Source organism: Achromobacter pulmonis (assembly GCF_021733725.1).
GTDB classification, from domain to species: Bacteria; Pseudomonadota; Gammaproteobacteria; order Burkholderiales; family Burkholderiaceae_B; genus Achromobacter; species Achromobacter pulmonis.
In genome coordinates, this window is the sequence record NZ_JAIFOT010000001.1 from 5,501,532 (window position 1) to 5,523,644 (window position 22,113).

The 22,113-nt window shown below is 68.1% G+C and carries 21 protein-coding genes; 12 read left to right on the top strand and 9 right to left on the bottom strand.

Going from position 1 to position 22,113, the window contains the following annotated elements:
* Positions 1-4 precede the first annotated feature (4 nt).
* The 5 genes from K2W61_RS25330 (at position 5) to K2W61_RS25350 (ending at position 5,949) form a co-directional block, all read left to right on the top strand.
* Positions 5-1,612, top strand: a complete 1,608-nt coding sequence (locus K2W61_RS25330) for an AMP-binding protein (protein ID WP_236756787.1) — start codon at positions 5-7, stop codon at positions 1,610-1,612.
* Between the two features lie 11 nt (positions 1,613-1,623).
* Positions 1,624-2,367 carry a GntR family transcriptional regulator gene (locus K2W61_RS25335; RefSeq protein ID WP_236756788.1) on the top strand — a complete coding sequence of 248 codons (744 nt, stop codon included), beginning with the start codon at positions 1,624-1,626 and terminating at the stop codon, positions 2,365-2,367.
* 170 nt (positions 2,368-2,537) lie between these two features.
* Positions 2,538-3,824: an ABC transporter substrate-binding protein gene (locus K2W61_RS25340; protein WP_175131807.1), complete on the top strand. Its 1,287-nt coding sequence runs from the start codon at positions 2,538-2,540 to the stop codon at positions 3,822-3,824.
* 139 nt (positions 3,825-3,963) lie between these two features.
* A complete protein-coding gene (locus K2W61_RS25345; RefSeq protein WP_175131806.1) occupies positions 3,964-4,410 on the top strand; it encodes an NUDIX hydrolase in 447 nt (148 codons plus the stop codon).
* Positions 4,411-4,554: 144 nt separating this feature from the next.
* Positions 4,555-5,949: a GntP family permease gene (locus K2W61_RS25350; protein ID WP_175131805.1), complete on the top strand. Its 1,395-nt coding sequence runs from the start codon at positions 4,555-4,557 to the stop codon at positions 5,947-5,949.
* On the opposite strand, the gene K2W61_RS25355 is transcribed toward K2W61_RS25350, so the two are convergent.
* Entirely contained in the window at positions 5,928-6,848 is a 921-nt protein-coding gene (locus K2W61_RS25355) for a LysR family transcriptional regulator (protein ID WP_236756789.1), read from the bottom strand. The genes K2W61_RS25350 and K2W61_RS25355 overlap by 22 nt on opposite strands.
* A gap of 125 nt (positions 6,849-6,973) precedes the next feature.
* On the opposite strand from K2W61_RS25355, the gene K2W61_RS25360 reads away from it, so the two are divergent.
* Together K2W61_RS25360 and K2W61_RS25365 are read left to right on the top strand one after the other, a co-directional pair.
* Positions 6,974-7,717: an SDR family oxidoreductase gene (locus K2W61_RS25360; RefSeq protein ID WP_175131803.1), complete on the top strand. Its 744-nt coding sequence runs from the start codon at positions 6,974-6,976 to the stop codon at positions 7,715-7,717.
* Positions 7,718-7,752: 35 nt separating this feature from the next.
* Positions 7,753-8,451, top strand: coding sequence for a YiiX family permuted papain-like enzyme (locus K2W61_RS25365; RefSeq protein WP_236756790.1), 699 nt, complete (start codon positions 7,753-7,755; stop codon positions 8,449-8,451).
* A gap of 27 nt (positions 8,452-8,478) precedes the next feature.
* On the opposite strand, the gene K2W61_RS25370 is transcribed toward K2W61_RS25365, so the two are convergent.
* Complete coding sequence (locus K2W61_RS25370) at positions 8,479-9,171, bottom strand: hypothetical protein (protein ID WP_217483967.1); 693 nt, start codon at positions 9,169-9,171, stop codon at positions 8,479-8,481.
* Position 9,172: 1 nt separating this feature from the next.
* Positions 9,173-10,063 carry a hypothetical protein gene (locus tag K2W61_RS25375; RefSeq protein WP_236756791.1) on the bottom strand — a complete coding sequence of 297 codons (891 nt, stop codon included), beginning with the start codon at positions 10,061-10,063 and terminating at the stop codon, positions 9,173-9,175.
* Positions 10,064-10,233: 170 nt separating this feature from the next.
* Between K2W61_RS25375 and K2W61_RS25380 the strand changes: the two genes are divergently transcribed.
* The 4 genes from K2W61_RS25380 to K2W61_RS25395 all read left to right on the top strand — a co-directional run bounded on the left by K2W61_RS25380 (position 10,234) and on the right by K2W61_RS25395 (position 14,329).
* Positions 10,234-11,028, top strand: coding sequence for an enoyl-CoA hydratase (locus K2W61_RS25380; RefSeq protein ID WP_175141143.1), 795 nt, complete (start codon positions 10,234-10,236; stop codon positions 11,026-11,028).
* Positions 11,025-12,176, top strand: a complete 1,152-nt coding sequence (locus K2W61_RS25385) for a CaiB/BaiF CoA transferase family protein (protein WP_175131802.1) — start codon at positions 11,025-11,027, stop codon at positions 12,174-12,176. Before K2W61_RS25380 ends, K2W61_RS25385 begins: the two co-directional genes overlap by 4 nt.
* Before the next feature lie 68 nt (positions 12,177-12,244).
* A complete protein-coding gene (locus K2W61_RS25390; RefSeq protein WP_236756792.1) occupies positions 12,245-13,189 on the top strand; it encodes a LysR family transcriptional regulator in 945 nt (314 codons plus the stop codon).
* Between the two features lie 156 nt (positions 13,190-13,345).
* The gene (locus tag K2W61_RS25395) at positions 13,346-14,329 is read left to right on the top strand and encodes a Bug family tripartite tricarboxylate transporter substrate binding protein (RefSeq protein WP_175141142.1); all 984 of its coding nucleotides are present in this window, start codon (positions 13,346-13,348) and stop codon (positions 14,327-14,329) included.
* Between the two features lie 17 nt (positions 14,330-14,346).
* On the opposite strand, the gene K2W61_RS25400 is transcribed toward K2W61_RS25395, so the two are convergent.
* From K2W61_RS25400 to K2W61_RS25415, 4 genes are all read right to left on the bottom strand, one after another.
* Entirely contained in the window at positions 14,347-14,667 is a 321-nt protein-coding gene (locus K2W61_RS25400; protein ID WP_236756793.1) for a helix-turn-helix domain-containing transcriptional regulator, read from the bottom strand.
* Positions 14,648-14,992, bottom strand: coding sequence for a type II toxin-antitoxin system RelE/ParE family toxin (locus tag K2W61_RS25405; RefSeq protein WP_236756794.1), 345 nt, complete (start codon positions 14,990-14,992; stop codon positions 14,648-14,650). Before K2W61_RS25405 ends, K2W61_RS25400 begins: the two co-directional genes overlap by 20 nt.
* A gap of 183 nt (positions 14,993-15,175) precedes the next feature.
* Positions 15,176-17,275, bottom strand: coding sequence for a TonB-dependent receptor (locus tag K2W61_RS25410; protein ID WP_236756795.1), 2,100 nt, complete (start codon positions 17,273-17,275; stop codon positions 15,176-15,178).
* A gap of 73 nt (positions 17,276-17,348) precedes the next feature.
* Complete coding sequence (locus tag K2W61_RS25415) at positions 17,349-17,570, bottom strand: hypothetical protein (RefSeq protein ID WP_175131797.1); 222 nt, start codon at positions 17,568-17,570, stop codon at positions 17,349-17,351.
* Between the two features lie 134 nt (positions 17,571-17,704).
* Here K2W61_RS25415 and K2W61_RS25420 point away from each other — a divergent pair, with 134 nt between their 5' ends.
* Positions 17,705-18,589, top strand: a complete 885-nt coding sequence (locus tag K2W61_RS25420; protein ID WP_175131796.1) for a crotonase/enoyl-CoA hydratase family protein — start codon at positions 17,705-17,707, stop codon at positions 18,587-18,589.
* Between the two features lie 22 nt (positions 18,590-18,611).
* On the opposite strand, the gene pdeR is transcribed toward K2W61_RS25420, so the two are convergent.
* Positions 18,612-20,609: a cyclic di-GMP phosphodiesterase gene (pdeR, locus tag K2W61_RS25425; protein WP_175131795.1), complete on the bottom strand. Its 1,998-nt coding sequence runs from the start codon at positions 20,607-20,609 to the stop codon at positions 18,612-18,614.
* Positions 20,610-20,907: 298 nt separating this feature from the next.
* A complete protein-coding gene (locus tag K2W61_RS25430; protein ID WP_175131794.1) occupies positions 20,908-21,903 on the bottom strand; it encodes a Bug family tripartite tricarboxylate transporter substrate binding protein in 996 nt (331 codons plus the stop codon).
* Positions 21,904-22,113 lie beyond the last annotated feature (210 nt).

The following is a 22,113-nucleotide window of genomic DNA, read 5'->3' on the forward strand; positions in this document are numbered from 1 at the left end:
GGCCATGACGTCGCTCCCCACCCTCTTTTCGCATCATCTCGACACGCTGGCCTCGAATCACCCCGACCGTCCCGCCTTGATCGACCGCGACCGCGCCGTCAGCCACGCCGACCTGCGCGCGCGCAGCCGCGCCCTGGCCGCCGGCCTGGCGCGCATCGGCGTGCGGCCCGGCCAGCGCGTGGCGGTATGGCTGCCCAACTGCGCCGCCTGGGTCGAGACCTTCCTGGCTTGCGCCCACCTGGGCGCGCTGGTGCTGGCGGTCAACACCCGCTTTCGCGCGCTGGAGCTGGCCGACATCCTTGGCCGCGGCCGCGCCGATTGGCTGGTGTTCTGGCCCGGCTTCAAAGGCATCGACTTCCAGGGCATCCTGGACGGCGTCGCGCCCGAATGCCTGGAACGGCTGCAAGGCATCGTTGCCTTGTCCGAGACCGACGACGCGCTTGCGCCGGCGCTGCGCGGCAAGCCGCTATACCGTTATGCCGATCTGCGCGCCACGCCCGGGGAGCCTCCGCCGCCCCAGCCGGACGCCGGCGTGCTGTGCTTCACCACGTCCGGCACCACCTCGCAACCCAAATTCGTGCTGCATGATCAGCGCACCCTGCTGCGCCACGGCGCCACGGTGGCGCAGGCGTTCGGCTATGACGACGACAGCCGCGTGCTGGCCAGCGCGCCATTCTGCGGCGCCTTCGGCTTCGCCACGCTGGCAGGCGGGCTGGCGCGGGGCGTGCCGGTGGTGTGCGCGCCGGTATTCGACGCGGCCGAATCGGCCGCCGCGATCCAGCGCCACCGCGTCACCCACACCTACGCCAACAACGAGGCGCTGGTCGCCATGATGCGTGCGGCCGCGCCCGGCGCGTTCGCCTCGGCACGGCTGTTCGGCTTCGCCAGTTTCACGCCGGCGCTCGAGCACATGCTGGACCTGGCGCGCGCGGCCGGCGTGCCACTGACCGGACTGTACGGCTCCAGCGAGCTGATCGCGCTGGTGGCCGGCCAGCCGCGCGATCCCGCCGAAGGCGACGTGGCCGCGCGCCACCAGCCCGGCGGTACCCTGATCTACCCCGAGGCAAGGGTGCGGGCGCGCGATCCGGCCAGCGGCGCGGTCCTGCCGCACGGCGAATCGGGCGAATTGGAAATCCTCTCGCCGAGCCTGATGCGCGGCTACCTCGACAACCCCGAGGCCAGCCGCCACGCCTGCAGCGATGACGGCTACTTCAAGACCGGCGACCTGGGCTACACCCTGAACCCGCGCCAGTTCGTGTTCCAGACCCGCATGGGCGACTCGCTGCGCTTGTCCGGCTTCCTGGTGAATCCGGTGGAAATCGAACAAGTGGTGGAGACCCTGCCCGGCGTGCGCGCCTGCCAGGTGGTCGGCGCCACCCGCGACGGCAAGACCGTGCCCTACGCTTTCGTGCTGCTGCAGGGCGGCGCCAACGCCGACGCCGCCGGCTGGACCGCGGCCTGCAAGCAGGCCATGGCCGGCTTCAAGGTGCCGGCCGGCTTCACGGTGCTGGACGCATTCCCTTCGGTGGAAAGCGCCAATTCGGTCAAGATCCAGAAGCACCGGCTGCGCGAGATGGCCGACCGCCTGCTCGCGGCCCCCGCCCCTACCTGACCGAGACGCCCATGCCCGCGCGCCCGCTTTTCTCGCACAGTCCCCAGCCGCTCTACCTGCAGGCGGCGGCGCTGTTCCGCAGCCACATCCAGAACCGCACCTGGCGGCCCGGCCAGCAAATCCCCCCGCTGGAAGCGCTGATGGAGACCTACGGCATTTCGCGCGCCACCATCCGTCAGGCCCTGGGCCAGTTGGAGCAGGACGGCCTGATCCGGCGCTCGCGCGGTTCGGGCACCTTCGTCAACGCCGACCTGCCCGAGACGCCAACCCTGCTGATTCCCAAGACCTGGGCCGAGACGGTGGAACTGAGCAACCAGCTCGGTACCGTGTCGCTGGTGGAGTCGAGCGCCGACTCGCCCTTGCCGGACACGCTTGGCATGCGCTGCGAGGCCGACCGCGCCGGCCGCTTTCAGTATCTGCGGCGCGTGCACACCACCGACGCCGGCCCGTTCTGCTATAGCGAGGTGTTCCTGGAGAGCAGCCTGTTCCGCAAGCACCGCGCCCGCATCCAGAAGAACACCGTGGCGCCCGTGCTGGACCAGTTCTACGGCGCGCGCATCAGCGAGGCGCGCCAGGTGCTGAACGTGATCGAGGCCGGCCAGGAGTCGGCCGAATCGCTGCGGATCCCGGTGTCCTCGCCCGTGGCCGAGCTGCGCCGCTACGCCTGCATCGATGGCCGCGTGGTGTATTTCGCGCGGCTGGAATTCCCGTTCCGCAAGGTGCGCATGGAATTCGACCTGTTGAGCCAACGATAGGGGGACCCGGCTTTTCCAGCAACGCCCGTGAAGACGCCCCTCGCCGCGAGCCTGCCCGCGGCCGGCGCCGGCGGCTTCCCCGCCCGTCCGATTCCATTACAAAAGCGCGGCCTTGAGGCCAAGCGCGCAGTTCCCGCAAACATCCGGCATAACCATAAATGGAGACAACCATGACCCCCATGCCCCGGATTTCGCAGCAACGCAGCATCTGCTCGCGCCGCTTCGCGCGCATATCCACCACGGCCGCCGCCTGCGGCGCCAGCCTGTTCCTGAGCGCCGCCGCCCTGGCGCAAAGCGCTCCCGCCGCCATCTCCGACGACGTGGTCCGCCTCGGCCTGATCCTGGACATGAGCGGCATCTATGCCGATGTGACCGGCAAAGGCAGCGCCACCGCCGCGCAGATGGCCATCGACGACTTCGGCGGCAAGGTGCTGGGCAAGAAAATCGACCTGCTGGTGGTCGACCACCAGAACAAGGCCGACATCGCCGCGGCCCGCGCCCGCGAGTGGTACGACACGCAGCAGGTCGATGCCATCATGGACGTGGCCGGCTCGGCCCCGGCGCTGGCGGTGCTGGAAGTAGCGCGCCAAAAGAAGAAAATCGTGGTCTTCAGCGGCCCTGGCACCGAACGCATCACCAACGACCTGTGCTCGCCCTACTCGGTGCACTACACCTACGACACCTGGTCGCTGGCCAACACCACCGCCCGCGCCACGGTCGACCGGGGCGGCAAGCGCTGGTACTTCCTGACCGCCGACTATGCCTTCGGTCATACCTTGCAGGCCTCGGCCACCGAGGTCGTCAAGGCGCGCGGCGGCACGGTGCTGGGCGCCGCGCGCCACCCCATCGGGACCAGCGACTTCGCCTCGTACCTGCTGCAGGCGCAGGCCAGCGGCGCCCAGATCGTCGGCCTGGCCAATGCCGGCGGCGACACCGTCAACGCCATCAAGGCGGCGCGCGAATTCGGCCTGCCCCAGAGCGGCCAGAAGATGGCCGGCCTGCTGCTGTACATAAACGACATCCACGCCATCGGCCTGGAATCGGCCGCCGGCCTGATGCTGACAGAAGCCTTCTACTGGGACATGAACGACCAGACGCGGGCCTGGTCGCAGCGCTACTACGACAAGCTCAACAAGATGCCCAACATGAGCCAGGCGGGCACCTACTCGTCGGTGATGCACTATCTGAAGGCGGTACAGGCGGCCGGCACCGACGCGACCGAGGCGGTGATGAAGCAGATGAAGGCCATGCCGATCAACGACTTCTTCGCCACCAATGGCCGCATCCGCGAGGATGGCCGCATGGTGCACGACATGCACCTGTTCGAGGTCAAGACGCCGGCCGAGTCCAAGCGGCCGTGGGACTACTACAAGCTGGTGGCCACGCTGCCGGGCGACGAGGCCTTCATGCCGCTGTCCAAGTCGACCTGCCCGCTGGTGAAGACGGCGGCGAAGTAAGCAGGAGGCCGCCCGCCGCCGCCCCCCGCGGCGGCGGGCGCGGCGCATATCGGGCCCGGCCACCGCCGGCCCCACGCTTCCGTTATTCTCGGGGCTGGCCCAGCGCCCGCAATGCTGCCCGCCCGTCCAAGGAAGCCCGATGTCCAGCCCCGCCTCACGCCCCATTCCCGCCACCATCGCCGCCGTGGTGCGCAATGGCCACGTGCTGCTGGTGCGCCGCGCCAACCCGCCCGACCAGGGCCGCTGGGCCTTTCCGGGCGGCAAGATCGAGGCCGGCGAACCTCTCGAAGACGCGACCGCGCGCGAACTGTTCGAGGAATGCGGCGTGCGCGCGCAGCCGTTGCAGGTGTTCGATGCCGTCGACGTGTTCGACCGCGACGACAGCGGCGCGCTGCGCCGCCATTACATCCTGATCGCCGTGCTGTGCCGCTGGCAGGCGGGCGAGCCGGTGGCCGGCGACGATGCGCTGGACGCGCGCTGGGTGCCGCTGGCCGAGCTGGAGGGCCAGGCGCTGGCGACCAGCTTCGGGGTGGCGGCCATCGCGCGCAAGGCGGCGGCCCTGGCGGTTGCGGCTGGCATTCTCTGAAGGATCCGGCCGCCCATTCGCACCTGGCGGGAGTCGTCCAGTCCGACATCGGACCGGCCCCTGGCCGCGAGTCAAACAGCCGCCGGGATCGATCGGTTAAGGTGTAGCCCCACACCCCTTAACCCTTCATTCCTGGAGTAATGAATGACCGGATTGATTATCGTGGTGGCGGCGCTGGCGTTCCTGATGCTGGCGGCCTATCGAGGCTACAGCGTCATCCTGTGCGCGCCCCTCGCGGCCATGGGCGCGGTGCTGCTGACCGACCCGTCGGCGCTGGCGCCGGTGTTCTCGGGCATCTTCATGGAGCGCATGGCGGGCTTCGCCAAGCTCTATTTCCCCGTATTCCTGCTGGGCGCGGTGTTCGGCAAGCTGATCGAACTGTCGGGTTTCTCGCGCGCCATCGTGCAGGCGGTGCTGCGGCTGATCGGGGCGGAACGCGCCATCGTCGCCATCGTGCTGGTCTGCGCGGTGCTGACCTACGGCGGCGTGTCGCTGTTCGTGGTGGTGTTCGCGGTCTACCCCTTCGCGGCCGAGATGTTCCGCCAGGGCGGCATTCCCAAGCGGCTGATGCCCGGCGCCATCGCGCTGGGCGCGTTCACCTTCACCATGACGGCGCTGCCGGGCACGCCGCAGATCCAGAACATCATTCCCACCACCTTTTTCGAAACCACCACCTGGGCCGCGCCCTGGCTCGGACTGATCGGCGCGGCCTTCACGCTGGCGGTCGGCGTGGCCTACCTGGAATGGCGCCGCAAGCGCGCCGCGCGGGCCGGCGAAGGCTATGGCACCGAACTGCGCAACGAACCCGAGACCCCGCCCGGCGGTCGCGAGCATCATCCGCTGGTGGCGCTGCTGCCCCTGGTGGTGGTAGGCGTGGCCAACTACCTGCTCACGCGCTGGATTCCCGGCTGGTATCCGGCCGGCTCGCAGGTCGACCTGCCTGGCCTGCCGCGGCCCATGCCGGTCAACGCCCAGGACCAGGTGGCGCTGTGGGCGGTGATGGGCGCGCTGATCGCCGGCATCGCCACCATCCTGGTGTTCTCGTTCTCGCACATCAAGGCCCACTTCGCCGAAGGCAGCAAGAGCGCGGTGTCGGGCGCGCTGCTGGCGTCCATGAACACCGCGGCCGAATACGGCTTCGGCGGCGTGATCGCGGCCCTGCCCGGCTTCCTGATGGTGGCCAGCGCGCTCAAGGCGATTCCGGACCCGTTGGTGGGCGAGGCGGTGGCGGTAACCTCCCTGGCCGGCATCACCGGCTCGGCCTCCGGCGGCATGAGCATCGCGCTGGCGGCCATGGCGCAGACCTTCATCGACAGCGCCCAGGCGGCCGGCATTCCCATGGAAGTGCTGCACCGCATCGCCGCCATGGCATCGGGCGGCATGGATACGCTGCCGCACAACGGCGCCGTCATCACCCTGCTGGCCGTCACCGGACTGACCCATCGCCAATCGTACGGCGACATCTTCGCCATCACGCTGATCTCGACGCTGTCCGTGTTCCTGGTGATCGCGGTGTACTACCTGACCGGCATCGTCTGATCGTCCTGGCCAAAAGCGCGGCCGAAGATTTCGGCCAGCCACTGGCTGAACACGCGCACCCGCGCCGATACCTGGCGGTTCTGCGGGTACAGCACCGACACCGGCATCGGCGCCGGCGGCGCGTCGGGCAGCACCACCCGCAGCCGTCCGGCGGCCAGGTCGTCGGCCACGCGGTAGCGCGGCACCTGGACCAGGCCCAGGCCCGCCAGCGCCGCGCTGGTGTACAGCTCGGCGCCATTGACGCTGACGACCGAGGCAGGCCGCGCCAGCACATTGCGCCCGTTCACCATGAAATCCAGCGGCAGGCTGCGGCCGGAGGATGACGACACGTAGTCCACCGCCCGGTGTCCCTCCAGGTCGTCCAGGGTGGCGGGCTCGCCGTAACGCGCCAGGTAGGCCGGGCTGGCGACGGTGACCTGCGGCATCAACGCAATCTGGCGGCCCACCAGCGACGAATCCTGCAGGGTGCCGGCGCGCAGCACGCAGTCCACGCCCTCGCGCACCAGATCCACCAGCCGGTCGTCCTCGCCCAGATGCAGCACCAGTTCGGGGTAGCGCGCCAGGAAACCGGGCAGCGCCGGCATCACGAACACGCGCGCCAGCGTGCCTTGCAGGTTGCCCCGCAGCAGCCCCTTGGGCGCTGTGTTCAGGAACGCGCCGTCGGCCTCTTCCAGGTCCGCCAGCAGGCGCACGCAACGCCGGTAATAGGCTTCGCCGTCGTGGGTCAGCCGCACCTGGCGCGTGGTGCGCTCCAGCAGGCGCGCGCTCAGGCGCTTTTCCAGGCGCTTGATCAGGTGGGTGACGGTGGCGCGCGGAATCCGCAAGTCCTCGGCCGCTTTGGAGAAACTGCGCCGTTCGGCGATGCGGACGAACACCTGCATTTCCTGGAAGCGATCCATGGGCGGACTCGATTATTTATGCAAATGAAATTATGTTAGCAAAATAAGGGTAATTATTTTTTCTTTGGAATAGTTCATGATTCGTTTCACCGCATGATCCGTCCCACTACCCTTCAGGAGTCACCATGAATTCCCCAGCCCCCCAACGCACCGCCCTGGTCACGGGCGCCTCGCGCGGCATCGGCGCCGCGATCGCCCGCCGCCTGGCCGCCGACGGCTGCGCCGTCGCCATCAACTATGCCGCCAGCGCCGCCGAGGCCGAGACCTTGGCCGAGGAGATCCGCCAGGCGGGCGGCCGCGCCCTGGCGGTGCGCGCCGACGTTTCCAAGGCCGCCGAGGTACGCGCCCTGTTCGACCAGGTCGAAGCCGGCCTCGGGCGCATCGACGTGCTGGTCAACAGCGCCGGCGTGCTCAAGCTGCAGGCGCTGGCCGAGGCCAGCGACGCGCTCTACGACCAGACCTTCGACATCAACACCCGCGGCACCTTCAACACCCTGCGCGAGGCCGGCACGCGGCTGGCCGACGGCGGCCGCATCGTCAACATCTCCAGCACCACGCTGGCGCTGAACCTGCCCACCTATGGGCTCTACATCGCCAGCAAGGCGGCGGTCGAGGGTTTCACCCGCGTGTTCGCCAAGGAACTGCGCGGCCGCCACATCACGGTCAACGCCGTGGCGCCGGGCCCCGTCGCCACCGATCTGTTCAAGCAGGGCAAGAGCGTGGAACTGATCGAGCACTACGCCAAGATGCCGCCGCTGGAACGTCTGGGCGAGCCCGAGGACATCGCCGGCATCGTGTCGTTCCTGGCCGGCGCCGACGGCGGCTGGATCAACGGCCAGGTGCTGCGCGCCAACGGCGGCATCGCCTGAAGCGCGATGGCGGCGCGGATGCTACTGTTGCGCGCATGCAAGCAGACAACGCCATGAACCTGGCCGCCACGCGCCGGACCCGCCCGATCCCCCCGCCGGATCGGTCCGCACGCCACGGGCCGCGCCGCGCCTGGGCGCCCGCCCTGGCGCTCGCCACGCTATGCCTGGCCGCGCGGGCCGCCGGGGCCGAGCCGCAGGTGCAGACCGGCGACCTGGTGTTCCAGCAATCCCGATCGGCCCAGAGCCTGGCCATCCAGCAGGCCACGCATTCGCCCTACAGCCACATGGGCATGATCGTGCTGCGCCAGGGCGCTCCCTATGTGCTGGAGGCCGCCGCCACGGTCAGCTATACGCCATTGGCCAGTTGGGCGGCGCGGGGCGAAGACGGCAAATACGTCGTCAAGCGCCTGCGCGACTCGGCGCGGCTGACGCCCGAGGCGCGCGACCGGCTGGCGCGCACCGGGGCGCAGTACGTCGGCAGGCCCTATGACCTGGTGTTCGGCTGGTCGGATGACCGGATCTACTGTTCCGAACTGGTGTGGAAGACCTACCAGCGCGCGCTGGGCGTGCAGATCGGCGCGCTGCAACCGTTGAAGGGCTTCGACCTGAGCGCGCCCGCCGTGCGCGCCAAGATGCAGGAGCGCTATGGCAAGGACATTCCCTGGGAAGAGCCCATCATCTCGCCCGCCGCGATGTTCGATTCTCCCCTGCTGACGACAGTCGTGGAACGCTAGCGGGCCGGGCCTGGCCAGCCCACGGCGCTACAGGCCCGGCACCGTCTTGAAACCCGTGAAGAACGCGCATTGGCCGGGAAATCCCGGGCGCGCGTCGCAGGCTTTCAGGCAACCCGGTTGGTCGCCCGCAAAGCGCGCCGACACCGACATCGCGAACCCGTAGGTGGGCGTGGTGACATCGAAATGGCTCTCGCAGACCGCCTTGACGCTGTAGGCGAAGGTCATGGCCTCGGCGCGGCCATTGATGGCAAAGGCGACCTGGAAGCTGTCCAGGCTGCGCCATCCGGCGCGGGGCAGCACCAGGAACCGATAGCGCCTGTCATCCAGGCGCTCGCCGAAGACTTTCAGTCTGGCCATGGACGAATCCATCTTCGGCGACGGATAAGGCAGCGCCAGCAAGGCGCGCGGGTCGCCCAGCACGCCCAGATCGAAACCCAGGCCCTTCTGATAGAACGGAATGTCGATGTTCGGGTAGCCCGAAAGCGCCAGGTGCCTGTTGGGCGCCAGGCCCTGCCTGGACCGTGGCGCGTAGTCCGGCGCTCGCGCAAACGTCACGTCCAGCGTCAGCACCGCGTCGGCGGGGTTGGCCGCTTCGCTGCGAATGTCGTCCGGGCGGTTGGGCGCATGGCTGGCGCACCCCGCCAGCAGCAGCGCCGACAGCGCCAGCGGCGGCAGGCCTGCCCGACGCGCACGAAGACGCGGAAAGGATATCGACGTCATGTCACCGCGCCGGCCGCACCGGGATGGCGGTCAGCCCCTGGCCGCGGAACTGCCATCCGTCTTTGGAGGGCTGCCAGCGGAAGTTCCGATTGATCCATTCGGCTCTCATGTTGTCATACAGGCGGCGCTGGTCGATCGGCTTGCCGGCGTCCCGTTGGCGCCTGGCGATCGCATAGGTTTCGTCCCAGATCGGCCGGAATGCCTTGCTTTGCATCGCGCTGGTGAACGGCAGGCGGGCATATACGCCGTCATCGGCCGCGCTGAGCCGGATTTCGTCGTCCAGCAGCAAGGCGGCGCTGCGGTTGTCCGGGGCCACCGACACCAGGCGCGAGACCGGCGTCCCGCCCTGTCCGGGGATGCGGTCTTCGAACCACAACACCTGTGCGGTGGATGTGACCAGGGCGCGCGCCCCCGCGATGAACAGCAACAGATCCTGGCGGCCCGGCTGCGCCAGGCCCAGGTCCGGGTCGCGCACATCGACGACCGGGCTGAGCACGCGCGCCAGCGGCGTGTCGTTCTGCACCGCGATCAGAATCGTGCCCACGCCCATGAAGTCGTTCGACACCGCCAGCAAGACGGGCTGGCCGCCGGCCATCGGGCCCAGCGCCCTGACATGGATGAATTCAAAGGCATTCAGGGGCCGATAGGGCTGGCCGCGATAGTTGATCGTGCGCAGGCGCGACCCTTCGCGCCCGTCCAGCCGGAACGCGCCGATCTGCTCGCTGACACGGCTGTCGGCCGGCGGCGCTGCCGAGGGAGCGGCTTGCGCGCCGGCGGCCATGGGCGTCAGCGCCGCCGCCCACGCCAGGCCCAGCCCCGCCAGGATGGCGCGCAAAGAAAGGAAATCGGTTCGAGACAACTGCGCCACGACTTGCCCGGCAATCCCTGCCAATTTGAGATCCGCGCATTCTACCGTCTGGCGCGGCGCGAGCCGGCGCCGCCCTATCGCGGCGATTCATTCCAACTTGGACTCATTCCATGAAAATTACTTGTTTGTCGTGATCAACGGCCGGGCCTAGCATGACCGGCATCGCCCACGAATCCAATGGAGACAGCAAGCCCATGAGCGCCCCGATTCCCGCCTTCCCCCACAGCCACATCGAGCGCGACGCGCGCGGCGTCTACACGCTGCGGATCGACGACGCCAAGAGCATGAACATCCTGGCATCGCCGGTCACGCTGGGCCTGACCGACGCCGTGCGCTGGATCGCCGCGCAGGCCGACGCCCGCGCGCTGGTGCTGCGCGGCAGCGGCGACAAGGCCTTCGTCGGCGGCGCCAACATCTACGAAATGGCCGAACTCGATCCGGACGGCGGCCGCGCCTTCATCAGCCGCCTGCGCGATCTGTGCGAAGCGGTGCGCGCGGTGCCGGTGCCCACCATCGCCCGCCTGCCCGGCTTCTGCCTGGGCGCCGGCATGGAACTGGCGGCGGCCTGCGACATCCGCCTGGGCTCGCGCGACGGCGTCTTCGGCATGCCCGAAGTGCAGGTCGGCATCCCGTCGGTGATCCACGCCGTGCTGCTGCCGGCGCTGATCGGCCCGGGCGCCACCAATTGGCTGCTGCTGACCGGCGCCACGGTCGACGCCGAGCAGGCGCTGCGCTGGGGCTTCCTGCAATTCCTGTGCGAAGCCGGCGAGCTGGACGCGCTGGTCGAGCGCACCGTCGCCCCCATCGCCCACAGCGGGCCACGGGCCGTGCGCGCGCAGAAGGCGCTGCTGCGCTACTGGGAGACGTCGACGGTCGAAGCCGGCCTGGACCGCAGCGTCGACGCTTTCGGCGCGGCCTTCACCACGGACGAACCGCGCCAATACATGGCGCCGTTCCTGGCCCGCAAACGCGCGCGGGGGGCGCAATGACGGCCGCGGCCCCGGCCACCGGCCCGCTGGCCGGCGTGCGGGTGGTCGACATGACCTCGGTCGGCATGGGCCCTTACGCCACCCAGATCCTGGGCGACATGGGCGCCGAGATCATCAAGGTCGAAGCGCCCGAAGGCGACGTGTTCCGCGCCTCGGCGCCGGCGGCCTCGCCCGGCATGGGCGCGGTCTACCTGAATCTGAACCGCAACAAGCGCAGCATCACCCTGAACGCCAAAGACCCGGGCGAGCGGCAACACCTGCTGCGGCTGGTCGACGGCGCCGACGTCTTCATCTCCAACGTGCGGCCGCGCGCGCTGGCGCGGATCGGCCTGGACGCCGCCAGCCTGCGGGCGCGCAACCCACGCCTGATCTATTGCTCGGCGGTGGGCTTCGGCCAGGACGGTCCCTACGCCGCGCAGCCGGCCTTCGACGACATCATCCAGGCCATGAGCGGCCTGGCCGACCTGCAGGGCCGCAACAGCGGCGCGCCGGCCTACATCAACACCATCATGGCCGACAAGGTGGCCGGACTGACGCTGGCCTATGCCATCCCGATGGCGCTGTACGAACGCGAGAAATCCGGCCAAGGCCAGGCGATCGAGGTGCCCATGTTCGAGACGCTGGTGTCCTTCACCCTGGTCGAGCACCTGGGCGGGCGCACCTTCGAGCCGCCGCGCGGCGCCATGGGCTACCGCCGCGTGCTGTCGCCCGAGCGCCGGCCCTACCGCACCCGCGACGGCTTCCTGGCGCTGCTGCCGTATACCGACGCCCAATGGCAACGCTTCTTCACCTTGGCCGCGCGCGCCGACCTGGCCGCCGACCCGCGCTACGCCAGCGCCGAGACCCGCGCCCGCAATTTCGACGCACTCTACAGCGACCTGGCGGCCATTGTCGCGCTGCGCGCCACCGCAGACTGGCTGACTCTGCTGGCCGACGCCGACATCCCGCACTCGCGCGTCAACGCGCCCGAGGCGCTGTTCGACGATCCGCACCTGGCCGCCACCGGCTTTTTCCAGCGGGTCGAACACCCCACTGAAGGCACCCTGACGGCCACCGCCATCCCGGTGCGCTTCTCGCGCACGCCGGGTTCGATCCGCCGCCTCGCGCCGCGCCAGGACGCGGATCGCGATATGCTCGAAGCCGATTGACGCGCCGGGACGCGGTGGACGCATGCGCCGCGCCCCGGCGCATCCCGTGCCCCCACTTCGCCCCGACCATGAACATCACCCTGAAGCAGTTGCGCGTGTTCTGCGCGCTCTACGAGCTGCGCAGCTTCACCGCCGCCGCCCGCGCCGCCTTCGTCACGCAGTCGGCCGTCAGCAAGCTGTGCGCCGAACTCGAGGCCGAGGTCGGCCAGCCGCTGTTCGAACGCTCGACCCGCAGCGTCACGCCATGCGAGGGTGCGGCCGACTTCTATGCCTATGCGCAGGAAATCCTGGGCACGGTGCGCGCGGCCGAGCGCAGCATGTCCGGCCTGCGCTCGCTGGAGCGCGGCGTGGTCGGCGTGGCCTGCTCGCCGATGATGATGGTCGGCCTGCTGGGCGGCGTCATCGCGCGCTACCACCGCCGCCATCCGGGCGTGAAGCTGGACCTGTTCGAACTGAACACCGACGAAACCATCGAGCACGTGCGCCATGGCCGCGCCGATTTCGGCGTCGTCTCCACCGAGACAGAAGGCGGCGAACTGGCCGCGCGGGTGATCTACCGCGACACCATGCATGCCGTCTATGCCCCCGGCCACCCACTGGCGCGCCGCAAGCAGGTGCGCTGGGCCGACCTGGCCGCGCACGCGCACATCACGCTGCGCAACGTCTACAGCGTGCGCCGCGCGGTCGACCGCATCGGCGGCGAACTCGACCTGCAATTCCGGTCCGGCATCGAGGCCGGGATGCTGACCTCGGTGCTGAACCTGGTGCGCGCCGGCCTGGGCATCACCGTGGTGCCCGGCTACGTCTGCGCCTTCGCGCGCCAGCTGGGCCTGGTCACCGCGCCCATCGGCGGCGCCGGCCAGCGCGGCCATGCGCTATGGCTGATCCAGCGCCACAGCACCCACCTGTCATTGGCGGCGGACGCGTTCCTGACCGGCCTGGAGCAGACCTTGCGGGCGCGCGAAGCGGCGCCTGACCCGACCCGCTACGATGAAGACGGCGCCGGCGCCTGACGGCGGGCCCGGCTGCGCCCCGCCAGACTTATCCGGATACGGAATAGGTCTATGAAAATTAGTCCCTTGTTGGGATAAGCCGTGCGGCCGCATCATGGCAGCGGCCCTGACGCCCGCATGTCGCCGCGGGGCCGCAGAACAACACAGGAGACTTTCATGACCCAATCCCCGGAACGCAGCCGCGCGCGCCAGTTCGCCGCCGCCTGCGCCCTGGCCCTGGCCGCCGCCACTGGCGCCGCGCAGGCCGCCGACGTCTATCCCAGCAAGCCTATCACCATCGTGGTGCCGTTCTCGCCCGGCAGCGCCACCGACACCAGCGCCCGCATCCTGATGGAAAAGCTCGGCCCGCGCCTGGGCGTGCCGATCGTGATCGAGAACAAGCCCGGCGCGTCCGGCACCATCGGTTCGTCCACCGCCGCGCGCGCCGCGCCCGACGGCTACACCCTGATCCTGACCAGCAGCTCGACGCACTCGGCCACGCCCGCCCTGTTCCGCAAGTTGCCCTACGACCCGACCGGCGATTTCATCCACGTCATCCGTATCGCCACCATTCCGATGATGCTGGTGGTGCGCGCCGACTCACCCTACGACTCGGTGCCGGCGCTGGTACAGGCCACCCGCGCCAAGCCGCTGAACTATGCCTACGGCTCGCCCACCAGCCAGATCGCCGGCGCCACCTTCAACAGCGTCGCTGGCGCCGCCGCCAACGCCGTGCCCTACAAGAGCCAGCCGCCCGCCGTCACCGACCTGCTCGGCGGTCACGTCGATTACCTGTTCGCCGACCTGTCGGTGGTGACCTCGTTCATGCGCGGCGGCAAACTCAAGGGCATCGCCTTCACCGGGCAGGCGCGCTCGAAGGACTTCCCCGACGTGCCGACGCTGGCCGAGCTGGGCTACAAGCATTTCGACCTGGTGGTCTGGGTGGGCGTGGCCGCGCCCAAAGACACGCCGGCGCCGGTGGTCGAGCGCCTGAACCGCGAGATCACCCGCATCCTGCAAGAACCCGACAGCGTCGCCAAATTCGAAACGCTGGGCATGCAGGTCGCCCCCAACACGCTGGCCGAGCACCGGGCCTTCACCCAGTCGCAGCGCCAGATCTGGACCCAGCGCGCGATCGACGCGAAGATCGAGCCGCAATAAACGCGTCGGGCGTGGCCTCAACCCATCCGGACCGGGGCCGCCGCATCGGCCAGCGGCATCACGGCCAGCCGCAAGCCCATCGCCCTGAGAATGGCCAGCAGGCTGGCCAGTGATGGGTTGCCCTTGGGCGACAGCGTGCGGTAGAGCTGCGTTGGATTCAGCCGCGCCTGCTCCGCCACGGCCTGCAAGCCGCCGAACGCCTGGGTCATCTGGCGCAGCACCACCAGCAATTCCCCCTGGTCGCCATCGGCGAGAATGCTGTTGACCGTCTCCAGCGCGAGGGCGGGGTCGCTGCGATAGACCTCGACCATTGCTTCATCATGGGGCTTGCTTCTCATCATCCGTTCTCCGTTGCCAGTCATGCCAATACTCCACCGCGCGATGGATGTCGGCATCCTGCGTGCGCTTGCTGGCTCCGGCCAGCAACAACACCAGCCGTTCACCGGACAGCGCGTAGTAGACGCGCAGGCCCGGCCCTGAATCGATACGCAATTCCCACACGCCCTCGCGGCAGAAGCGGTGATCGCCGAAATTGCCGGACGCAAGACGCGCCACACGGCGAATGACCGCCACCTTGTCACGCATGCCGCGCTGGCCGCGTAGCCAGGTGGCATAGGAATCCTTGAGTTTTCCGGGGGTGAGGTAGTGTTCGATTCGGTACACACCACCTTCGTCAATAGACGAATTTCAGTCAAGTCAAAACAGGCAGTCCGCCAACAAGATAGGACACTCCCTTGGTTCCTGTCGGGCGGTGCGCGATCTTTTCCTCCCCACTCGCACGTCTTCCTGCAAAGAGAAAACGGGCGCCGAAGCGCCCGTCCGTCCTGTCTGGATCGTGTCTACCCGTCAGAACCGGTACTGCGCGGTCGCCACCACCGTGCGCGGCTCGCCCACGCGGATCTGGCCGGCGCTGGTGGCCGAGGCGTAGTAGGTCTTGTCGGTGATGTTGCGCACCGCCAGGCGCCAGTCCCACTGGCCGCTGCGGTAGCCGACCAGCGCGTCCCAGGTGGCGTAGCCGGGCAGCACCGCCGTGTTGGCATTGTCGGCATAGCGCTGGCCGACGAAGGTCAGGCCGGTTTCGCCATACAGGCCCTCGGCCGGCTTGTAGGTCAGGAACACGCTGCCGTTGCGCCGCGCCACGTTGCTGACGCGCTTGCCGGCCAGGCCGTTGTTGTCTTCGACGATGGAGGCGTTCTGCAGGCCGATGCCGCCGCGCAGGTACCAGTTGCCGGCCAGGCGCCCGGCCGCGGTCAGCTCGATGCCGCGCGAACGCTGCTTGCCGGTCAGCAACACAAGGGTCGGATCGACCGGATCGCGGGTGCGGCGGTTGTAGAGCTCCAACTGGTACAGCGCCAGGGTAGTGCTCAGTCGCCCGTCGAGCCAGTCGCTCTTGACGCCGACTTCGTATTGGCGGGTCTTTTCCGGATCGAGGTCGTTGGTGTTGTCGCGCGGGTTCGGGGTAATGCCGATCAAGCTGCCGCCGACCGGCGAGAAGGTCTTGCTGTATGACGCATAGAAGGAGTGGTCGCGCAGCGGCGTCCAGACCACGCCGGCACGCGGGCTCAGCCCACGGTTGTCGCGGCGGGCCGAGAGATCCAGCATGCGGTTGGTGGAATCGACGCGGAAGCGGTCCATGCGCAGCCCCAGCAGCACCTGCCAGGCGTCATCCAGCTTGATCTGGTCCTGCACGTAGTAGCCCTGGCTGCGCGTCTTGTGGCGGGCCGAACTGCTGAGCGTCATGGCGCCGTCGTGCTGCTGGGACAGGTCCGGATCGTACAGGTCCAGCGCCGGCATGGGCTGCGCGCCCAGGCCACGCGCCAGCATGTTGTAGAGATCGGGCGAACGCTCCTGGTTGGCCAGCTCGACGCCGAACAACATACGGTGCTCGATGCCGCCGGTATGGAACAGGCCCTCGGCCTCCAGGTTGTGGTTGATGCTGCGGGTGCTCAGGTCCTGCTGCCAGCGGGTGCGGCTGACCTTGCCGCTGGCGGCGCTGTAGCCGGTCAGGTAGGTGTTGTCGAATTTGCTGTCCAGCGCGAACACGCCGAGCGTGTAGCGCAGTTGCCAGCCCGGCGCCACGGCATAGGCCAGACGCGAGCGGAACGATTGCGCGCGGTCGTCGATATAGTCACGGTCGGGGTCGCCATAGACGGTCGAGCGGCCGACGTTGGCCGGACGGCCGTTGACGCTGGGGATGCCACGGTCCGGGGTGCGGTCGTAGCGGCTGTATTCGTACTGCACCAGCCAGTCCAGGTCGGGCGTGATGCGCCAGTTCAGCGACGGCGCCACCAACTGGCGGGTGCCGCCGATCTTGTGGCGGAAGCTGTTGCTGTCTTCCTGGCCGATGTTCAGGCGCACGCTGACGTGTTCGCCGGGGTCGGCGCTCAGATCCCCGTAGAAACTGCGCAGGTCCCAACTGCCGGCCTGCGCTTCCAGGGTGGATTCGCGGCCCGGCTGTGGCGCCTTGCTGACGCGATTGACGATGCCGCCCTGGCTGCCGCGGCCATACAGCACGGCGGCCGGGCCCTTGAGCACCTCGATGCGTTCGATGTTGTGCAGGTCGCGCACGTACTGGCTGTCGTCGCGGATGCCGTCCAGGTAGAAATCGTTGCTGGCGTCAAAGCCTCGGATGCGCAGCGAATCGAAGCGGGTGTCCGAGGCGTTGCTGACGTTGGGGATGCCGGACAGGGCTTCGCCCAGCGTGTTGATGCCGTAGTTCTGCAGGCTTTCGACCTTGACGCTGTCGATGGCCTGCGGCACGTAGCGCGCGGGGGTCTGGGTACGGGTGGCGGTGGTGACCTCGGGCACGCGCGGATCGTCGGCATTGGCGCCTTCGACACTGATGGCGGGAAGTTGCGCCGGCTCGGCGCCCACGGAAACGGCGGGGGCCAAGGCGGCCAGCGTGGCGCCCAGGACGACGGTGCGCGGGACAGAAAAAACGGGCATCGCAAGCATTCTGTAAGTTTTATCGAGCCGCGATAATATCGAAAATGAATCTCATTTGTATATGAGATTCATCTCATTTGGACCGCAAGCCGCGCTCGTGTTGCAGGCTCACAACGGCCACGCGCGTCACCCGCGCGCCTGCCCGCCATTCGCCTGCCCGCCATTCGCATGAGGCCGCCATGCCGCCCATGCCGGCCCGGACCTTCGCGAATCTGCGACGGTCATCGTCCACATCGACGAGACGCGCGTCATCCATGCGCACGACGCCATCGCCCCGAACGCCGGGTTCTTCCAACAATCACTCCGATGTTTGCACTACGGACAACTCTGGCCGGACGGACGAGCTTTGCATGAGCCGGACGCGGCGGCCGCTGTATTAGGCTGGCCCGGCAGTACTCCGACTCACCTTGATCGATTGGACGAAAGCAAATGAATCAACTCATTCATCCGGACTGCCATCCCTTTACCGCCGCAGGCAACCTGAAGCAAGTCTCCGCGTTCTATGAAGAAGGACGACGTGTCATGTGGATGATGCTGCGCGCCCAGCCGCGCCCCTGCTTTAACCACGAACTGATCGACGAAATCATGACCCTGGCGCGGGCCGCCAAGGACTCCGGCCTGCCCATCGACTTCTGGGTCACGGGCTCGCTGGTGCCGCAGATCTACAACGTCGGCGGCGACCTGAACTTCTTCGCCGAAGCCATCCGCACCGGGCGGCGCGAGGCGCTGCGCGCCTACGCCCGCGCCTGCGTCGACTGCGTCCATGCCGCCACCCGGGGCTTTGACACCGGCGCGGTGTCGCTGGCCATGATCGAAGGCACTGCGCTGGGCGGCGGCTTCGAGGCGGCGCTGGCGCACCACTTCGTGCTGGCGCAGAACAACGCCCGCATGGGCTTCCCCGAAATGGCCTTCAACCTGTTTCCGGGCATGGGCGGCTATTCGCTGGTGGCGCGGCGCGCGGGCATGAAGCTGGCCGAGGAATTGATCGGCACGGGCGAATCGCACACCGCCGAATGGTTCCAGGCGCGCGGCCTGGTAGACGTGCTGTTCGAGCCCGGCGACGCCTACAAGGCCACCCGCACTTTCATCGACGTGATGCGGCCCAAGCTCAATGGCATGCGCGCCATGCTGCGGGCGCGCCAGCGCGTGCTGCAACTGACCCGCTCCGAGCTGATGGACATCACCGAGGACTGGGTCGAGGCCGCCTTCATGATCGATCCGAAGGACCGTGCCTATATGGAGCGGCTGGTGCTGGCGCAGAATCGGCGCGCGCCCGCCGGTTCCGAGGGGCTGGCGGACGCCACCATGCACTGAGCGCCGGCGCGCGCCGGCCGCATCAGGCGATCAGATGCAGCCGGCGCCGCTGCGCCAGCCAGGCGGTCAGTTCCGCGGCGGGCATGGGCTTGGCATACAAATAGCCTTGCTTGGCGTCCACCCCCAGCGTGTCGAGGAAGGCGGCTTCCTCCTGGGTTTCGACGCCCTCGGCGATCACCTTGAGTTCGAGCGTGCTGGCCACCGCCACGATGGCCCGCGCCAGCGCCTGCGACACCGGGTTCTCGTTGACGCCGCGCACGAAGCTGGCGTCCAGCTTGATCGCGTCCAGCGGAATGCGCGCCAGTTGCGACAGCGACGAATAGCCGGTGCCAAAGTCATCCAGGTGGACCCGCGCGCCCAGTTGGCGGAACTGCTTCATCAGCTCGATCGCGGCGACCTCGTCCTCGATCAGGCAGCTTTCGGTCAGTTCGATATCGAGCAGGCAGGGGGCCAGGCCGGCGTCATTGACGGCGCGCATGAACTCGCTGACCACGCCCTTGTCATCCAGCTGGCGCGCCGACACGTTCACCGCCACCCGCAGGTTCAGCCCGTCGCGCTTCCAGGCCGCGGCCTGGCGCGCGGCCTCGCGCATCACCCACACGCCCAACTGCGAGATCAGGCCCGACTCTTCCGCGTAGGGAATGAACACGCTCGGGCAGATCATGCCGCGCTCGGGCGAGCGCCAGCGCAGCAGCGCCTCGACCCCGTCGACCTCGCCGCCGCGGCCGGCCAGCTTGGGCTGGTAGTACAGCATCAGATGGCCCTCGGCCAGCGCCTTGCGCAGATTGGTGTCGAGCCAGACATAGTCGGCGTTGCGGCGGTCCATCTCGGGCTGGAACACACGGTAGGTATGGCGGCCGGCTTCCTTGGCCACGTACATCGCGATGTCGGCGCTGCGCACCACGCTGTCCAGGTCCGCGCCATGCTCGGGGTACATGGCAATGCCGATGGAACAGCTGGTGTAGACCTCGATCAGCTCCTGGCGGAACGGATCGCGCAGGCGCTCGATGATGCGGCCGGCCGTGGCCTCCAATTGCCAGGCCTCGGCGTTTTCCTGCAGCACCAGGAATTCATCGCCGCCCAGCCGCGCCAGCGTCTGGCCGGGCGCCAGGCAACTGGAAATGGCCACTGCCACCGACTTGAGCAGGCGGTCGCCGAAACCATGGCCGTAGTGGTCGTTGATGCGCTTGAAGTTATCCAGGTCCAGGAACAGCACGCCGCCGCTGGCGCCCTCGCCTTCGGCCAGCGCCGCCTTCAGGCGCGTGGTGATGGCGTGGCGGTTGGGCAGATTGGTCAGCATGTCGGTGTTGGCCAGCACCCGCAGGCGCTCCTGCGCCTGGCGTTCCTCGGTGATGTCGGTCCCCGAGCAGATCAGGTAGACGCGCTTCTCGCCGCTGCCGCTGGTGACGAACTTATTGCGGAACAGGAACAGCCGCGGCCCCTTGACCGTGTTGATCAGGCGCTCGACCTCATAGGATTGGCCGCGCTTGTAGAACTCGGCGATGTTGCGGCGTGAAGCGACCGCCTCTTCGCGGGTCATGAACATGTCGAACACGCTGCGCCCGACGATGTCCTGCTCGCGTTTGCCGGTGTATTCCTCGCTGACCTTGTTGAAGCGCTGCACTCGGCCATGCTGGTCGACGATGACGATGACCGAATTGGCTTCAGACACCACGGTCTCGGCGAACGACAGGCCCTCGACCAGATCGCGCGCCACCGAATCGGTGTCGGTATGCGCCGAGGCCGTGCCGGCCCATTCATTGGGATTGATCTTGCGGCCCACCAGCCGCAACTGTATCGGGTCGCCATACAGCACGATGTCGATGCGCAGGCTGGCGGTGATGCCGGTCAGGGCGCGGATCGCCTGCGCCTGCTCGGGCTTGAGCGCCATGGCGATGTTGGTGGCGCCCTTGACGGCGGATAGTTCGATCGCGTCGCTGTCGGCCGCCAGCCTCCAATAGGGGCTAGGCGTACCGAAATGCAGGTACAGGATCGATTTTTCGTCCTGATTCTCAGTCATTGGTGTCCCCCGCCGTCCCAGGAAGGCCTGCGAGCAACATTACGGCCTAGTCAGTTCGGGGTCAACCACCCGAGCGAGGCGCATTTTGCCATTATTGCGGATTATTTCACCCCGCGCGGCAATCGCCGGCCACCCCCTCACCCGCGCGCTACGGACAATTCGCTCGGCGCACACCGGCTTCACGCCTGTTGCGCGGCGCACCGCCAGGCACACAAACAATAATCGTCGAAATTTTGTGACCATTTCTGGTGTGTGGCGCAAATGAAGCAACGGGCGAGGCGCGCCTCGCCCGATTGGCTTATTCGGGCTTGACCCCGGCCTCGTTGATGACCTTGGTCCAACGCGCCACCTCGGCCGACACGCGGGCGCCGGCATCGGCCGGCGTGGTCCATTCGGCAATGGCGCCCTGATTCAACAGCGAGGCCTTCACCCCCGGCTTGGCCAGAATCTTCTTGAGCTCGCCGTTCAGGCGATCGATCACCGGCGCCGGCGTACCGGCCGGCGCGACGATGCCGAACATGGAGCTGACTTCGAACCCCGGCAGACCGGCCTCTGCCGCCGTCGGCACGTCCGGCAGCGCCGCGACGCGCTGCGCCGAGGTCACCGCCAGCGCGCGCAGCTTGCCAGCCTTGATGCTGGACTGCGACGCCGGCACCGTCTCGATCATGCTGAGCACCTGGCCTCCCATCAGATCGGTCATGGCCGGACCGCTGCCCTTGTACGGCACGTGCAGGATCTCCACGCCCGCGGCGCGCTTGAACATTTCGCCCGCCAGGTGCTGCGGCGAGCCGTTGCCGGCCGAGGCCATGGTGATGTAGCCCGGGCGCGACTTGGCCAGCGCGATCAACTGCTTCAGGTCATTGGCCTGCACCGAGGGATTGACCACGAACACCAGGGGCACGGTGCCGACGATCGACACCGGCGCGAAGCTCTTTTCCACGTCGTAGGTGACGCGGCCGCGGTACAGGGTGGCATTGATCGAATGGCTGGTGAGCGCGCCCATCAACAGCGTATAGCCGTCGGGCTGGGCCTTGGCGACCTGGTCGGCGCCGATGTTGCCGGCGGCGCCGGCGCGGTTCTCGACAATCACTGACTGGCCCAGCGCGCCGGTCAGCTCCTGCGCCAGCACGCGGCCGATCACGTCGGTGGCGCCCCCGGGCGGGTACGGCACGATAAGGCGGATCGGTTTGTCGGGATAGGCGTCGGCGGCCAGGGCTGGCGCGGACACGCCGGTACACAAGGCCAACAGGGAAAGCAGCAAGGCGCGGCGGGGCCGCAGACGCAGGTCTGACATGTAGGTCTCCTGCCGGGATGAGTATAGGAATGGAACGGACGCCCGGCTCGTCAACGGAGCCAGTGTAGGAGCCGATTCTTGATTGATGAATCAGAATTTTTCTATCGACTGATCTTTTTTTTAGATCAATAAAATTTCCCGTGAAAAGGTCTTGCAGGCCTCTCCAAAGGCTAGATATGATCCCCCGGATTGAATTATCAATAATATTAT

Bases quoted from the DNA above. Each gene is read 5' to 3' on its own strand.
- K2W61_RS25330 (WP_236756787.1), top strand. From the start codon at position 5: ATGACGTCGCTCCCCACCCTCTTTTCGCATCATCTCGACACGCTGGCC.
- K2W61_RS25335 (WP_236756788.1), top strand. From the start codon at position 1,624: ATGCCCGCGCGCCCGCTTTTCTCGCACAGTCCCCAGCCGCTCTACCTG.
- K2W61_RS25340 (WP_175131807.1), top strand. From the start codon at position 2,538: ATGACCCCCATGCCCCGGATTTCGCAGCAACGCAGCATCTGCTCGCGC.
- K2W61_RS25345 (WP_175131806.1), top strand. From the start codon at position 3,964: ATGTCCAGCCCCGCCTCACGCCCCATTCCCGCCACCATCGCCGCCGTG.
- K2W61_RS25350 (WP_175131805.1), top strand. From the start codon at position 4,555: ATGACCGGATTGATTATCGTGGTGGCGGCGCTGGCGTTCCTGATGCTG.
- K2W61_RS25355 (WP_236756789.1), bottom strand. From the start codon at position 6,848: ATGGATCGCTTCCAGGAAATGCAGGTGTTCGTCCGCATCGCCGAACGG.
- K2W61_RS25360 (WP_175131803.1), top strand. From the start codon at position 6,974: ATGAATTCCCCAGCCCCCCAACGCACCGCCCTGGTCACGGGCGCCTCG.
- K2W61_RS25365 (WP_236756790.1), top strand. From the start codon at position 7,753: ATGCAAGCAGACAACGCCATGAACCTGGCCGCCACGCGCCGGACCCGC.
- K2W61_RS25370 (WP_217483967.1), bottom strand. From the start codon at position 9,171: ATGACGTCGATATCCTTTCCGCGTCTTCGTGCGCGTCGGGCAGGCCTG.
- K2W61_RS25380 (WP_175141143.1), top strand. From the start codon at position 10,234: ATGAGCGCCCCGATTCCCGCCTTCCCCCACAGCCACATCGAGCGCGAC.
- K2W61_RS25385 (WP_175131802.1), top strand. From the start codon at position 11,025: ATGACGGCCGCGGCCCCGGCCACCGGCCCGCTGGCCGGCGTGCGGGTG.
- K2W61_RS25390 (WP_236756792.1), top strand. From the start codon at position 12,245: ATGAACATCACCCTGAAGCAGTTGCGCGTGTTCTGCGCGCTCTACGAG.
- K2W61_RS25395 (WP_175141142.1), top strand. From the start codon at position 13,346: ATGACCCAATCCCCGGAACGCAGCCGCGCGCGCCAGTTCGCCGCCGCC.
- K2W61_RS25400 (WP_236756793.1), bottom strand. From the start codon at position 14,667: ATGAGAAGCAAGCCCCATGATGAAGCAATGGTCGAGGTCTATCGCAGC.
- K2W61_RS25410 (WP_236756795.1), bottom strand. From the start codon at position 17,275: ATGCCCGTTTTTTCTGTCCCGCGCACCGTCGTCCTGGGCGCCACGCTG.
- K2W61_RS25420 (WP_175131796.1), top strand. From the start codon at position 17,705: ATGAATCAACTCATTCATCCGGACTGCCATCCCTTTACCGCCGCAGGC.
- pdeR (WP_175131795.1), bottom strand. From the start codon at position 20,609: ATGACTGAGAATCAGGACGAAAAATCGATCCTGTACCTGCATTTCGGT.
- K2W61_RS25430 (WP_175131794.1), bottom strand. From the start codon at position 21,903: ATGTCAGACCTGCGTCTGCGGCCCCGCCGCGCCTTGCTGCTTTCCCTG.